This is a genomic window from Rhodococcus sp. FH8, assembly GCF_019266085.1.
Lineage (GTDB): Bacteria > Actinomycetota > Actinomycetes > Mycobacteriales > Mycobacteriaceae > Rhodococcus_F > Rhodococcus_F qingshengii.
Genome location: NZ_LPNQ01000057.1, coordinates 1,788,953 through 1,802,529, shown reverse-complemented (window position 1 = coordinate 1,802,529; position 13,577 = coordinate 1,788,953). Strand labels below are relative to the sequence as shown.

Sequence of the window (13,577 nt, the reverse complement as noted above, 5' to 3'; positions counted from 1 at the left end):
ACTGCGCGACGTGGAGAGATAGGTCGGACAAGGAGACACCACTTGATGATCGATTTCGTTCCAGACGAGAATGTGTACCCGTTCGAGTCGCGCTGGTTCGACTCGTCTGCCGGTCGGGTTCACTACATCGACGAGGGGACGGGTCCGCCGATTGTGTTCTGCCACGGCTCCCCTACATGGAGTTTCCTCTATCGGAAAGTCGTGGCGGGACTGCGCGACCGGTACCGGTGCATTGCGGTGGACTACCTGGGTTTCGGGTTGTCCGAGCGGCCGCAGAATTTCGGATACAGAATCTCAGAGCACACGACGATTTTAGGTGAACTGATCGACCATCTTCAGTTGGACGGCTTTGTCTTGATGGGGCAGGACTGGGGTGGACCTATCGGACTGGGCACGGCAACCGAGCGGGCAGATCGAGTCAGAGGGATCGTGCTGGGCAACACGGTGTTCTGGCCGATCGAGCCACTGGCCAATCAAGCATTCAGCGTGATCATGAGTAGCCGACCCATGCAACGCCGCATACTCGAACAGAATCTCCTTGTGGAGCGATTCTTGCTCGGGGAACTTGGCCGCACGCTAACCGAGGAGGAGGCTGACCATTATCGCAATGTGCAACCTACAGAGGAATCGCGGCGTGGACTCGCGGTCATGCCCAAGGAAATCCGTGCCGCACGAACACAGTTGGCCCAACTCGCCCAGGACGTGCCCGCGCTACTGGGGGACAAACCGGCACTCGCAGTGTGGGGGATGCGGGATATGGTGTTCCGTCGGAAAGCGTGTATCCCACGGATACGCGAGACGTTCACCGACCTTGACGTCGTCGAACTACCTCATGCGCGGCATTTCATCCAGGAACACGCACCCGGTGAAATCATCTCGGCCATCGCAAATCGATTCCCGTGAGTTGTGACAGTTGCAGGCTTCCGCTGAACTCAGAGTTCAGCTCTCGGCCCTCGAACAAATGACCACTACGTTGGCCACGATCGAGCTGCACAACGGCGTGGAACCGATTCGGTCGGTGGCATGAGCGGGCCGGGGTACGTGTCAGGTCCAGGCAGGGTGGATATCGCGCCGCACTGGAAGTCCGTTCCGTTCGGTGAGCGGGGCGGACTGCCACCACCAATCGGGATCGGAGTGAACGCCTTCGGCGGAGGTTCGTCCGGTGAGGGTGAGAAGTAGTTCGGGCGCGTCGGCCAACGTCGGGTCAATCCACGGAGCCACTCGCGACACTTCAGCAAACGGATCAACGCCCTGGCCTCCGAGAATCCGTGAAGCTCGTTGTCGTGGACTCACTTCACCTGTTCAATGCCCGTACCGTCCTGCCCTGCGAGAACCGAGAACGCAAGGTTGGGGAGGTTGTCCGGAAGTTGAAAAAGCTGGCGCTGGACTCGAACACCGCAGTAGTCGTCACTTCTCAGCTGTCCAACAATCCCGGCCCGCGGCAGCCGATACCAAGGCCGCCCACCCTCGCTGGTTTTCGAGACACTGGTTCCATCGCACACGTCGCGGACAAAGTCATTCTGCTGCACCGACCGGATACCTCCGATCGCAATGACCCCCGAGGAGGGGAGGCGGACATCATCGTGGCCAAGCACCGATTCGGTTCCGCCGTGACTGTGACAGTCGCACATCAGCTGCACTACAGCAGATTTGTCGACATGGCCCGTGGTTGAGCTTGTAGACGTCGAGATGCAGCGAAGTTTAGCCATGAACCGGAGGGCTGGCCCTGTGTTGCTGCCCGATGTGGAGTGTCGTCAGATCCGTGCCCACGGCGTCCAGAGCAGACGTATTCGAAGAACTCGCGTTGGCGTGTCTGGCGCAGAACCTGGTGTACGACGGGCGATACTGCGGGCCATTGATCTCTTTGAGAGCTATCTGAAGTGGTAGGAGATATGTCGATGTTCACCACCGCGAGTGTGTGGGCCACGCCGATCACAATCGCGGGCAACACGGTGAAGCAGCTCCTCGTGCCCGCCGGTGCACTTAATGTCGAACTGGCCGCCGACGGTGTTCACAAGGTTTTTAACGAGTACGGCGCATGGCTTGCCACCCGCGGCGTCGCTTCAGAGGACGGCCCTCTCGTTGCTTGCCTGCCGACACTCGGCGACAGCGGCCGTTTAACATGGATGGGTTCTCCTGCACTGACCGACCCGGCCGACGTTCTGGAGTCGTACAGAGGTGCAATTGGGTTTCGTAGCCACGACGAGGCAGGCAGTCTGCGCCGCCCGCAGATCGGTGCGCTGCACTCAATTGTGGGGTACCGTGCTTCGGGGGTGAATGACCCAGGAATCGTCGTAATGCCTACTGGGACAGGCAAAACCGAAACGATGCTCGCAGTTCTCGTCGCCGCACGACCGCGCCGCGTGCTCGTCATCGTGCCCACCGTCGCACTACGCGAGCAGGTCGCGTCGAAGTTTGAGACCCTCGGGGTCCTGCAGAAGTTCGGGATCGTCGGACGTGATGCGATGCGACCTACCGTCGGGCGCCTTGAACACGGGATTTCAACTGAAGAAGACGCGCTGCGGTTCGTTCAGGCCTGCAACATTGTGATCGCCACCCCGAATGCCCTCACCACCTGCACACACGATGCGAGACAGGTGATTCTCAATGCGTGCACCGATCTCATGGTCGACGAGGCGCACCATTCGGCGGCCCCGACATGGGCATCGATCATCGAAGCGTTCGGTGGTAAACCGACGCTGTTGTTCACGGCCACCCCGTTTCGCGAAGACGGACGCTCGCTAGCGGGCAGAATCATCTTCAGGTTTCCGCTGCGCGAGGCGCAGAAAGACGGCTATTACACCCGCATCGACTACCGGGCGATATTGAGCCTCGATGACACTGACCAAGAACTAGCGCAAATCGCCACTGAACGCCTGCGTAGCGATCTAGGGGCGGGCTACGACCACATACTTCTTGCACGCGTCGACTCGATCGCAGCAGCGAAGAAGATCGCCCAGATCTACGTGAGATAGCCGCAGACCTCGGTCCGAGAGCCATCCATCAAGGAGTATCCGGGGCTGAACGCCGCAACCTGTTCGCATCTCTCAGAGACAGAACTTGCCGCATCATCGTCTGCGTTGACATGCTCGGCGAAGGATTCGACCTACCTGAGCTCAAGGTCGGGGCGATCCACAGTGTGAGGAAGAGCCTGAGCCCGATGATTCAGTTGATTGGTCGGTTCACGCGAACCACGAGTGACAACAAGCTCGGAACAGCGTCGGTTTTCGTCATTCGCGGTCCTGCTGCCGCCCTCTCGCCGGTACGTGAATTGCTACGCGAAGACGTCGACTGGAACCTGCTACTTCACGACATCACCGAACGCAAAGCTACTCAGGCCGAAGAGCTCAGTGAGTTTGATATGTCGTTTACCGACACACCCGGAGACGTTCCTATCACGCTGCTACAACCCAAGGTCAGTACCGTCGCCCACCAAACACCCTCTGAAGACTGGGATCCGCGCGCGGCGCTTGCCGTCTACGGTGAGGCGAACGTCGTCGGTGGGGAAGTCGCGGTCGGCGCCGGAGACACTGTCGCGTGGTTGATTCTCGATCTGCGGTCTGAACCTCGGTGGGGTCGCGTACCTGGGCTCGAAGACCGCAAGTTCGAGTTGATCGTGATGTACTTCGATCGAGCGCGAAAACTGCTGTACATCCACGGATCGGCAACCTCCGATGACTACAGAGACCTCGCGGAAGCCGTCGTTGGTGAGGGCGCACGGGTGATCGCCGGCAACGATGCGTTCCGTGTCTTTCACGGCCTTGACCGGTTGATACCGAGCAACGTCGGTCTGAAGGACGTCCGCGATCATTTCAAGCGGTTCTCCTTGTTCGTGGGCAGTGACGTCAACGAAGCTCTCGATCCCACAGATAGTTACGGCAAGTCTCAGACGCACATCGCTACCTCCGGGTTCGATAGGGGGGAGCGGGTCACGGTCAGTGCCGCGGTCTCTGGGCGAGTCTGGTCGATGCGGTCTGCTAAGAACCTCAAGGATTGGGTTGACTGGTGCGATATCCAGGGCGGGAAAATGATCGATCCGAGTATCGGTGTTGCCGAGCTGTTCTCCAAACTCATTATTCCCGAACCGCTGGAGGCTCGCCCGCCACATGCGCTGCTAGGGCTCGACTGGCCGTGGGAGATTTACCTGGGCGCGGGATACACCCGAACGATCGAGTACGACGGTGCCGAGGTGCTGATGGCATACGCATATTGGGAAGTCGATGATTTCGAAACTGAGGGGCCGTTCAAGTTCTCGCTAGTGGCACCCGAGTGGCGGATCAAATACCAGGCGACGATCGAATCCGCACACCTTGTGTTCGAGGCGATCTCGGATGAAGCGACGACGTCAAGCCGCGGTCACTCAGTCCGCCTGTCCGTTTGGTTGAACAAAAACAAGCCCACACTGTTCCTCGCTGGTGACCGCATGATCGACGGTGACCGATACCTGGCGCCGCAACATGACCTGCCACCGATCGACCCGTCCCGCCTTACCGCCATCAATTGGGACGGCGTCAACTTCCGCGTCGAATCGCAGACCTCACAACGCAAACCGGAGTCAATCCAGGCATTCATGTCCTCCTACCTGCGTGCGGAGGAACAGTTCGACGTTCTCATCGACGATGACCGCTCTGGTGAAGCAGCCGACCTCGTAGGACTGCAGGTCGACCGGTCTGAACTTGTTGTGACGCTGGTGCATTGCAAATATTCGTCCGCAGTCATTCCAGGTGCCCGGCTGGCTGACTTGTACGAGGTGTGCGGGCAAGCGGTCCGCAGTGCGAAGTGGCGGCAGAAGGGCGCGGACCCGCTGTTGAGCCACCTCGCTCGCCGCGCGCGGGACTTCAAAGCGCGAACGGGGATATCTCCCTTCGAGGTGGGTAACCTCGCTCAGCTGACGCGCATTCAGGAACTAGCGCCGCTTCTGCGCCCGCGGTTCCGCATAGTCATTGCGCAGCCGGGCCTATCGATAGCGTCATGCAAGGAGGAGCACCTTCGCCTGATCGCAGGCGCGGACTCGTACGTGAAGGCGGTGACGAAGGGCGTGCTTGAGGTGTTCTGTTCTCCCTAGGATCCGAGCCGCCGCGGATGGATGCGGGAGGGTTTGCCGGAGTCAGTTGGGCTGCAAGTTCGGTCGAGATCTAAAGCTCGATCGACTTCCGTTGCCACGAGTACATTATCGACGCGTTTCGACTCGCCCGGGATCTGCCAAAGTTGCGCGGCGTGTCCTGTCAATTTGGTTGCATCTCGACAACTGCCACAGCTGTAGATACCGGATCTAAATGAGGGATTCCGGGCCTATCTGTTTCGTAGTTGCGATAGTTTCGTTCTGGTGTCTACCGGTGGAAATGCTTCGCGTATTGCGGGCTTTTCGACCGAGCCAAGCCGTTGAAGGACTACACCTCGGATGAGCTGGATCTGTTCCTCTACGCAGACGGTGTGGTTCCCCCATCCCGACCCGCGTTCCGAATTCGGCGCGCTTCGATGGTGTCATCACGCGTATGTGTGACGTCTACTTGAGAACCGACTTGCCAAATGTCGCAGAAGGTGGCGCAGGAGTTGGACCGCGTCACCACTGAACGGATGTGACTGGAGTGCCAGTTGCGCGTGTCAACGCCGCCGCTCGCGCGGTAATCGAGCGCGCGGCGTCCGGTGTTGCTGCAACCTGGTCTGTCAACCGTTCGAGCAGTCCTGCGGTCAACGTCGCGCGGGGAGTTGTCGAGGTGTCGGTCCATGTGGTCATGACTGCGTACTCCTGAGATGTGGGGGCGATCCGACGTGTCAGCGAACGGACAACTGACCGGCATATGCAGAGCGGCCTGGGACGAGGTCGTGGAATCGAACATGATCGTGCGGATAGGCCGGAGTGCGCGAAGATCGTCCGACATCCGGCCGTCTCCGACTGTCAAATCGACCCCACTGGGAAACACCGATGTTCCGCTGGCGCGGATGTTGGTTTGGTTGAGAGTCGATAGCCAGGCTCCGTTGTGGAGACTTTCATTCCCTCTTCGAACTGCGTCTGCTTAGGGGTCGGTGCCGATAGGGAGGCTGTGACTAGTCGTCGCCAGGCATGCTCGTGTCTGCGGAAAAGGTCATCTTCGCCCGGAATTTCAGCGACAGCTGTCGCTGAAATATCGGAAATCGCAGGTCGATCGGACAAGTAGATCCGGAACCTACAATCGTTGTCGAGATGCAGCGCAGATTAGCGAGACACGCCCCGCAACTTTGACGGGTCTCGGGCGAGTCGCCGAAGTTCGTCAAAGTATGTGCGTCTGACCGCGCGGTCGGTCGAGGTGGCGGGGAAGAAATTGGCGGAGCAAACCATTGATGGTTTCGTTGCCGCCGCTATGCCTCTCGTCAGGCAGGCGTAGACGGCGCGTGATCGTCGAACTCATCGCTCTTGGCGGCATGCTTGGCGCGAAGGGCCTCGAGTTGGGCAGACTTGGCCGCGGCCATGCGTTCGCGGGTGGCGGCGGTACGAGCCGGAGTCGGTGCCGGGGCGGGGTCGACGAGGTGGTCGTCGATGTCGGGGGAGGACGCCCCGGGAGGCGCGGGGACCTCGACGGTGCGCATCGCCTGGCCCAGCAAGATGAACGGGAGGATGAAGACCCAGAGGAAGATTCGGTACTCGCCACCGTGGAGGAACACGGCCAGGTAGAAGCCGTAGCTCAGGAACGCGGTGCCGATGAGACCGTTGATAACGCGGCGGCCGGGGTGCAGTTCGGAGGTCACCAGCGCCAAAACGATCACGCCGATTCCGCTGACGAACAGCGCTGTCACATAGAAGCCGAACACGTATTTCTCCCGTCACGAGCAGATAGAAAACGATGATCAGCCTAGATCACCGGCGCCGGGACCTTTAATGTTTCGCTAATCTTCGCTGCATCTCGACAGTACAAATGCAGGCTGAGCCCAACCTCAACTTCTGAAGGTTGGAGTTGCGTGCCAAAAGGCTGTCGTTGAGGGTCTAGTTCGGTCGGGGTGGTTCGTAGCTGGCGATCTTGCGGAGGCGATCGATCTTCGCCAGCACGAGGTGGTGTAGCGACGTGCCGGTAGGTGTGAGTTCGCGTGGCCCGCGACTGGTAACTCGTGTAAAGACATCGGTTCCGAGCTCTTTGGCAAGGTAGGTGTATTTGGGTGGATCGGACCCGAACATCGCGGCAGTGACGCGATCGAGCTTGTTGTGGGCGCTGTCGCGAATTCGCAGAGTCGTAGTGCTGCAATCCTTTCGCCGGCGAGTGCGAGATGGAGCCTGCTGCTTCCGTCAGTAGAACGGTTTCTGGCTTCGGCCCACCCCATCAGTGACGCCGCATCGGCTCGTGCGAGTGCAATCGTTGCGGCACAACACGATGCATGCGTGTCGTGTGTGACGGCAGGGATCATTCTCGAAGCACTGGCCGACGGTAGCGCTCAGCGGGTTCGGACGTAGTCAGGCGCTGACCGGGTCCAGGAGGCCGGTAAGCCGTCCGGCAATCAGTGCTTCGGCCTCTGTGACAATTCGTTCCACCAATTCACCCACTGTGGGGATGTCGTGAATCAATCCTTGCACAGTGCCAGCCGTCCAGATGCCAGCCTCCTGGTCGCCGCTGTCGAACACCGCTCGGCCCCGCGCACCGGCAACAAGATGTCGAACGTCTTCGAATTTGCCACCACTGGAGAGAATTTCGACAACTTCTTGGCTGATGCTGTTGCGTGCTACCCGTGCGGTATTGCGTAGTGACCTGAAAATCAGTTCCGTGTCGACCTCCGAGGCAGCGACTATCGCCTCTTTGATGTTGCGGTGAATCGGAGACTCCTCGGTGCACATGAACCGGGTACCCATGTTGATGCCGTCGGCGCCAAGCGCCAGGGCGGCCACCAATCCTCGCGCGTCGGCAAATCCACCGGACGCGATCATGGGAATGCTGATCCGCTCTGCTGCTGCAGCGATGAGGACGAGACCCGGAACGTCGTCTTCTCCTGGATGCCCGGCACATTCGAACCCGTCGATGCTGATGCCGTCGACACCGAGGGCTTGGGCTTTGACCGCGTGGCGGACGCTGGTGCACTTGTGGAGAACCTTGATGCCTGCGCCGTGAAAGTGTGGCAGATGGGGTGCTGGAGACGAGCCGGCCGTCTCGACGACTTCCACTCCGCAGTCGATGATCACGTTGCGATACTCATCGTAGGGCGGAGGTGTGATCGTCGGGAGGATTGTGAGGTTGACCCCGAAAGGTTGATCGGTGAGCTCGCGCGTTCGGGATATTTCTCGGGCAAGATCGTCAGGTGTCGGCTGTGTCAGGGCAGTGAGCATGCCGAGCGCGCCGGCGTTTGCAACTGCCGCTACGAGTTCTGCTCTCCCCACCCATTGCATGCCGCCCTGCACGATTGGGTGGCGAACTCCGAATGTCTCGGTAAATGCGGTGGTCAGCACTGGACATCTCCTCGATGGTGCATGGCAATCTGTTTGTCAGTTACGTTGGTGCAAAGTCAATTTCGACCCGAACGGCGCATTCAGCGCGTCGATGTTGTCCACTCGTTCAAGGCCGGAACCTGTGAAAGTTCAGTTCGTGCCATCGGAGGTTCGGCGCGATAGGGCATGGCAGGCGTCAAATACTGTTCGCCATGTTCGTTGGTGCCGGGGATGAAGGTACGGTTCGCAATCACATCGTCGGCGCAAATTACCTGGTCGTAGTCACGCACAACTGCGGCAACCACTCCGGCCGCAGTGAGATGCTCTACCGCTTCCGCGGCGCTACGGTGGCACAGCTGCTTCTCGATCGTGGCGACGAGGTCAACACGGTTTTCCACGCGCAGAGCGTTGGTGGTGAACCGCGGGTCGTCGGCCAACTCCGGTAGGTCGATCGCCTTGCACAGTTCGATCCATGCGCGCGGTTGGTATCCGCTGATCACCAGCTCGCCGTCGGCGGCGCGAAAGACGTCTGCCGCCGGTGCGACGCTTGGTTGTCCGTTCCCTTTGCGACTCATGGGCTTTCCGGATACCTGCCACTCGATCCAGTTGGCGGTCTGCAAGTGGATTGCGACGTCCAGCAGGGAAACTCGGACGGACGATCCTTTGCCGGTGCGTTCGCGCCGCAGTAGCGCTGCCAGTACCGCTTGAGCGACAACGTAGCTCGTTGCATGATCTATGACCGGTGCGCCCACACGTTGTGGCGGGCTATCCGCCTCACCCGTCACCGACATCAGTCCGCTCTCTGCTTGCGCAGCGATGTCGAGCCCCGCGCGGGTGGCGGACGGGCCTTCCGCCCCGTACCCGCTCACCGAGACGGCGATGATTTCCGGTCGCAGGCGTTGGAGTTCGGCAGAGGAGAATCCCAATCGATCGAGGGTTCCCGGGCGAAGATTGTGCAGCAAGATGTCGCTCGACGCGATCAGATCCCGAGCTCGCTGCAGATCGGCGGAGTCTTTGAGGTCGAGGCAGATTGAACGCTTTCCACGGTTGTACCCGTAGAAGATGCCGCGCGCGTAGTCGGCGTCGATTTGTCGGGCCGGTTCACCACCTGGAGGCTCGAGCTTGATGACCTCGGCGCCGAGATCGGACAACTGCTGCCCGGCGCTGGGTATTGCGATCAGTTGACCGATCTCCACTACTCGGACACCTGCCAACGGCAGGTCTACTTCGTCGGTCATCGAATGATCTCCACATGAGGCGAAGTGACATCCTCAGCGGGCTCCAGGCAGCGCGCCAACAAGATGCCTTCGGTGTGGTTGCAGGGGTTCAATCGATTTCTGTCACCTTCTACTCCCCCGATTCGGATTGTCACGGTTCCATCGTCATTGCGCTCGAAGTGCGCGTCGTTGAGATTGACGGTGTGGTCGCGGTACTCGAAGGACTCGAACCAGTGGTTGTACAGCATCACTCCGAAGTAGGTGCAGTCCGGGAGAGTGAATGTAATATCGACAGCAGTAGCGTCTTTCAGTGACCACCAGCCGGCAACGTATTGGTTGGAGCTGGTGCCGTAGAAGTCTCCCCACCCTCGCTGCTCCGAGGTCACGCGAATCTCGTTGGGAGACTGACTGAGTGTTTCGATGAGCTGAAGACTGCGTCGAAGGCTCACGTCCATGCCACGAGCAAGTTTCGTGAGGCGCTGGGTCAGCCACGCCGTGTCGAGATCGGGGCGTGCACCAGGCGGCGGGCCGAGGCGCTCGATGTGGAGAACGGGATCGATCTCCGCGTTACGCGTCTTGTGATACACACGCACTACAACGTCGAAGCAGCGCTCATCCAGCCGAATGCCGCTGCGCCCCTCCAGCTCTTGTGCGACGAAGATCTCGAAGTTGCCGTCCGCGTCACACACCTTGTCGTCGATGACGATGTTGTCGGCGACCCGGTCGGTCCCAGACGCGCCGACACGATTGGCGAGAACGGCGACGTACGGCACTGTGCCACGGTTACCGTGAATACGGTATGTCTCGTTGGGGTCGATCATCGCAGTCCAGTAGTCGACGTCGATGCCGTCTCCCCAGAACTTTCGCATCGGTGACATCAGGGTGAAGAGTTCAGGCCGGAGTACGTCTTGGCGCTCGATGTTCATCTCGGCGAGGTATCCGAACAGACGAAGTGCGTGCCGTACACCTTCGGCGCTGTCCAGCGGCGATCCGGTAGCGGCAGCGGTCGAACCGAATGTCGCAAGGCTGTCGGTGACTGCAGACCAAGCCTCGGTGAGCTGCCGGCGATCGTGCTGGGATTCGGATTGTGTTGACTGGTCAGCGAGTTGTGTCATCTTTTCTTCTCTCTCGTGGTAGACGAACTGGATTGTGTATGGGAGGCGTTGGTCAGCAGAGGGGGTCGAAAGGGACGTCTGCGTCGGACTTGCCCGAGGTCTGGTTGTTCACCCATGCGACGTTCTGGGTCCATCGGTCGGCTGAAATCTCGACCGGCCAGAGGGTCTTCTGCGAAGCCCACACCTGGTTGGCTTTGTCAGCAGGAACATTCATTCGCTCGGTGAGAAGTTGAGCTCCTGCTTGCTCGTTCGCGGGATCGGCTATCCACCCTGCTGCGGCCTCGAGCGCAGCACACACGGGGGCAGCAGCATCGGATTCAGCGAATGTGGCTGTCGTGACGAGCACCGTGCCCAGGCCGTATGAACTCACGCCGTCAGAGCCCACCGGGTCTACTTCTGTAATCGCCGTCATCGGAATTCCTTGAGCATCGAATACGGCCTGGCTGGCAGCGGTGAGAACGGCGGCATCTATGTCGCCCTTTCGTGCGAGTGGTATCTGACTCGCGGTGGGTGCCGCTGCGATGAATTGCACCGTGGAGGCGTCGATGTTTCTCTCTGCGAGAAGCTGATTGACGAATTGCTCGGCCGCGCCGCCACGTGACGGTATGGCGATCCGCTTGCCGGGCAAATCCTCGATGGTGGTGATGCCGCTGTCTTTCGTCACGGCGATGGCAAGATCGATCGACCCGTAGGGGGACAGTGGCCGCAGACTCTGCCCTTGCTCTATGGCCGGCACGACGGTTCCGGGTGCACCGACCGCGAGATCGGTTGTACCGCCGATGAGACCGCTGATGAGTTCGGGCCCGTTCTTTCCGTCGATGAGCTCGACGTGGAGGCCTTCCTTGTCGAACATTCCTTGTTGGACAGCGACGTAGACAGGCAGGGACAAAGCACTCGCAGGGTAGACCCCGATGGCGACGCTACCGTCGTTCGGCCGCCCTCCCTCTCCACACGCGGAAAGCAGTAGGGCCGCTGCAATGACTGTGCCGACAAAAGGTCGAAGTTTCATGGGATTCCTGTTCCTTGATGGCTGGGCGCATCAGAAATCAAGCTGAGTTGGCTGGGCGCATCAGTAATCAAGCTGAGTTGGCTGGGCACATCAGTGGTCGAGCTGACCACGTAGCCGGTTGAAGATTTCGATGTATCGAGGTTCGGCGGTGAGGGTTTCGAGTTCGCGGGGGCGTTCGATGTCAATGCTGACGTCGTCGATCACTCGGCCGGCCCCGAGCAGCAGAACGCGGTCGGAGAGACAGATGGCTTCACCGAGGTCGTGGGTTACGAAGATGACCGTCCGGCCGACCTCGGACTGCCAAAGCTCGAGGAATTCGCGCTGTACTTCGACGCGGGTTTGCGCATCGAGGGCGGCAAACGGCTCGTCCATCAACAAGATGTCCGGATCCAGAGCCCACGTCCGGGCCAACGCGACACGCTGGCGCATCCCTTGGGACAGCTGCCAAGTCCACAGCTGTGACGCCTCGGACATTTGAACGGCCGCAAGCCAGCGCGCGGATTGAGTTCGTCTCTCCGCCTTGGGTACTCCCCTCAATTCGAGACCGTACTCCACGTTCTTCTGCGCTGTTCGCCACGGGAACAGCGCATCTCGGGCCATCATGAAGCCCATCCGAGAACGAGCGTCGAATGGTGTTGTGCCGAGGACCTCGGTTTTGCCTTCCGTCGCGTCCACCAATCCAGCGAGCGCGTTGAGCAGAGTGGTCTTTCCGCAACCGCTCCTGCCGACCAAGCTCACGAACTGTCCGCGAGGGATGGTGAGGTCGAGATTGTCGACCACAGTTTTCGTCGACCCGTCGGGTGAGGGGAAGGATATCGTCAGTCCGTCGAGTTGTACGGCGGGTGTAATCACGTTGGTATCCATGATGATTCCTGTCATCGTCGAGCCGGCGGCTGCCACCGAAGGAGGTAGCGCTCGGCGAAGTTCATTACCTGGTTGAGGACGACTGCGACGATTGCGAGAAGTATGAGGATCGCGTAGACCGCTTCCATCCGGAACTGGGCCGAGTAGATCGACACAAGCTGGCCCAGCCCGTCCCGTGACGAGATCAGTTCCGAACCGACAACGCCAAGTAGCGAATAGATCAGCCCCAACCGAAGACCGGCAAAAATGCCAGGTGTTGCGACGGGGAGGAGGATGTGCCAGAACACCTGTGTCTTACTGGCATTCAGGACAGTGGAAAGTCGGAGCCATTCGTCGTCCACCGACTTCACACCGGCTCGTGCACTCGAGCAGACGATGAAGAAGACGAGTGTGAACGCGAGAGCGACCTTCGCCGTCATCGTGATCCCGAAGATGACGATAAGCAGAGGCGCCAGCGCAAGACGTGGCATGGCATTCGCCGCATCCAGGAACGGACTCATGATGCGTTCGAGGGTCGGAAGCAGTCCGAGAGAGAGTCCGACCGCCACCCCGACTGCGCTAGCGAGGATCCACGCGATCACGACGGCAGTCATCGTGGCACGCAAGTTCGACGAAATCTCGCCCGACTGCGCCGCTGCGGTGAAGTAGGCCCAGGCCTCGCCTGGCGTTTTGGCCAGAACTGGCTCGATCCAACCTTGCGATGCGACGAGCTGCCACGCTCCGAGTAGGACCAGAAGCAGCGCGACCTGGGCCAGTCGTACCCCGATGGTGAGTCGCGTACCGGATCGACGCTGTCGAGCGGGCTTCGGCTCAGAGCGCGCCCGCCTCACGGAACGGAGCGACGTAGCACCGGATGGCGAACTTGCGGTGATGGTTTCGGTCATTTCGGCGCCTCCTCCGTTGTGCTCGCAGGCGGCGATTGGTGCTCGACAAAAGCAGACGGGTGCCTCTGGTCGAAGCTCCCCGGGTTGTTGCTCACTGCGTTC

General features: G+C 60.1%; 12 protein-coding genes and 1 pseudogene. 4 read left to right on the top strand and 9 right to left on the bottom strand.

The features are described from left to right. The first annotated feature begins 42 nt into the window (after positions 1-42). Positions 43-903, top strand: a complete 861-nt coding sequence (locus ATN38_RS11395) for a haloalkane dehalogenase (protein WP_218747996.1) — start codon at positions 43-45, stop codon at positions 901-903. Between the two features lie 141 nt (positions 904-1,044). Here ATN38_RS11395 and ATN38_RS11390 read toward each other — a convergent pair whose 3' ends face one another. Further along, the gene (locus tag ATN38_RS11390) at positions 1,045-1,221 is read right to left on the bottom strand and encodes a hypothetical protein (protein WP_218747994.1); all 177 of its coding nucleotides are present in this window, start codon (positions 1,219-1,221) and stop codon (positions 1,045-1,047) included. 29 nt (positions 1,222-1,250) lie between these two features. On the opposite strand from ATN38_RS11390, the pseudogene ATN38_RS11385 reads away from it, so the two are divergent. The 3 genes and pseudogenes from ATN38_RS11385 to ATN38_RS11375 all read left to right on the top strand — a co-directional run. After that, a pseudogene (locus tag ATN38_RS11385) lies at positions 1,251-1,673 on the top strand (DnaB-like helicase C-terminal domain-containing protein); the annotation flags it as partial. Positions 1,674-1,898: 225 nt separating this feature from the next. Continuing rightward, positions 1,899-2,975, top strand: coding sequence for a DEAD/DEAH box helicase (locus tag ATN38_RS11380; RefSeq protein WP_218747992.1), 1,077 nt, complete (start codon positions 1,899-1,901; stop codon positions 2,973-2,975). Beyond that, on the top strand, positions 2,972-5,065 hold the full coding sequence (locus ATN38_RS11375; RefSeq protein ID WP_218748025.1) for a helicase-related protein: 2,094 nt from the start codon (positions 2,972-2,974) through the stop codon (positions 5,063-5,065). The genes ATN38_RS11380 and ATN38_RS11375 overlap by 4 nt, the downstream gene beginning before the upstream one ends. A 498-nt stretch (positions 5,066-5,563) precedes the next feature. On the opposite strand, the gene ATN38_RS11370 is transcribed toward ATN38_RS11375, so the two are convergent. The 8 genes from ATN38_RS11370 to ATN38_RS11335 all read right to left on the bottom strand — a co-directional run bounded on the left by ATN38_RS11370 (position 5,564) and on the right by ATN38_RS11335 (position 13,475). Further along, positions 5,564-5,737 (bottom strand): hypothetical protein, encoded by a 174-nt coding sequence (locus tag ATN38_RS11370; RefSeq protein WP_218747990.1) that lies wholly within the window; start codon positions 5,735-5,737, stop codon positions 5,564-5,566. A gap of 614 nt (positions 5,738-6,351) precedes the next feature. Next, positions 6,352-6,789, bottom strand: a complete 438-nt coding sequence (locus ATN38_RS11365) for a hypothetical protein (RefSeq protein WP_218747988.1) — start codon at positions 6,787-6,789, stop codon at positions 6,352-6,354. 634 nt (positions 6,790-7,423) lie between these two features. Then, on the bottom strand, positions 7,424-8,407 hold the full coding sequence (locus tag ATN38_RS11360; protein WP_218747987.1) for a nitronate monooxygenase family protein: 984 nt from the start codon (positions 8,405-8,407) through the stop codon (positions 7,424-7,426). 80 nt (positions 8,408-8,487) lie between these two features. Further along, complete coding sequence (locus ATN38_RS11355) at positions 8,488-9,624, bottom strand: CaiB/BaiF CoA-transferase family protein (RefSeq protein ID WP_218747986.1); 1,137 nt, start codon at positions 9,622-9,624, stop codon at positions 8,488-8,490. Further along, complete coding sequence (locus tag ATN38_RS11350) at positions 9,621-10,718, bottom strand: hypothetical protein (protein WP_218747985.1); 1,098 nt, start codon at positions 10,716-10,718, stop codon at positions 9,621-9,623. Before ATN38_RS11350 ends, ATN38_RS11355 begins: the two co-directional genes overlap by 4 nt. Before the next feature lie 52 nt (positions 10,719-10,770). Further along, positions 10,771-11,727, bottom strand: a complete 957-nt coding sequence (locus ATN38_RS11345) for an ABC transporter substrate-binding protein (RefSeq protein WP_210377844.1) — start codon at positions 11,725-11,727, stop codon at positions 10,771-10,773. A 90-nt stretch (positions 11,728-11,817) separates the two neighbouring features. Continuing rightward, positions 11,818-12,591 (bottom strand): ABC transporter ATP-binding protein, encoded by a 774-nt coding sequence (locus ATN38_RS11340; protein ID WP_256931619.1) that lies wholly within the window; start codon positions 12,589-12,591, stop codon positions 11,818-11,820. 11 nt (positions 12,592-12,602) lie between these two features. After that, on the bottom strand, positions 12,603-13,475 hold the full coding sequence (locus ATN38_RS11335; protein ID WP_218747984.1) for an ABC transporter permease: 873 nt from the start codon (positions 13,473-13,475) through the stop codon (positions 12,603-12,605). Positions 13,476-13,577 lie beyond the last annotated feature (102 nt).

Coding starts and splice junctions, on each gene's coding strand:
- ATN38_RS11380 (WP_218747992.1), top strand. CDS start 1,899: ATGTTCACCACCGCGAGTGTGTGGGCCACGCCGATCACAATCGCGGGC.
- ATN38_RS11370 (WP_218747990.1), bottom strand. CDS start 5,737: ATGACCACATGGACCGACACCTCGACAACTCCCCGCGCGACGTTGACC.
- ATN38_RS11355 (WP_218747986.1), bottom strand. CDS start 9,624: ATGACCGACGAAGTAGACCTGCCGTTGGCAGGTGTCCGAGTAGTGGAG.
- ATN38_RS11350 (WP_218747985.1), bottom strand. CDS start 10,718: ATGACACAACTCGCTGACCAGTCAACACAATCCGAATCCCAGCACGAT.
- ATN38_RS11345 (WP_210377844.1), bottom strand. CDS start 11,727: ATGAAACTTCGACCTTTTGTCGGCACAGTCATTGCAGCGGCCCTACTG.
- ATN38_RS11340 (WP_256931619.1), bottom strand. CDS start 12,591: ATGGATACCAACGTGATTACACCCGCCGTACAACTCGACGGACTGACG.
- ATN38_RS11335 (WP_218747984.1), bottom strand. CDS start 13,475: ATGACCGAAACCATCACCGCAAGTTCGCCATCCGGTGCTACGTCGCTC.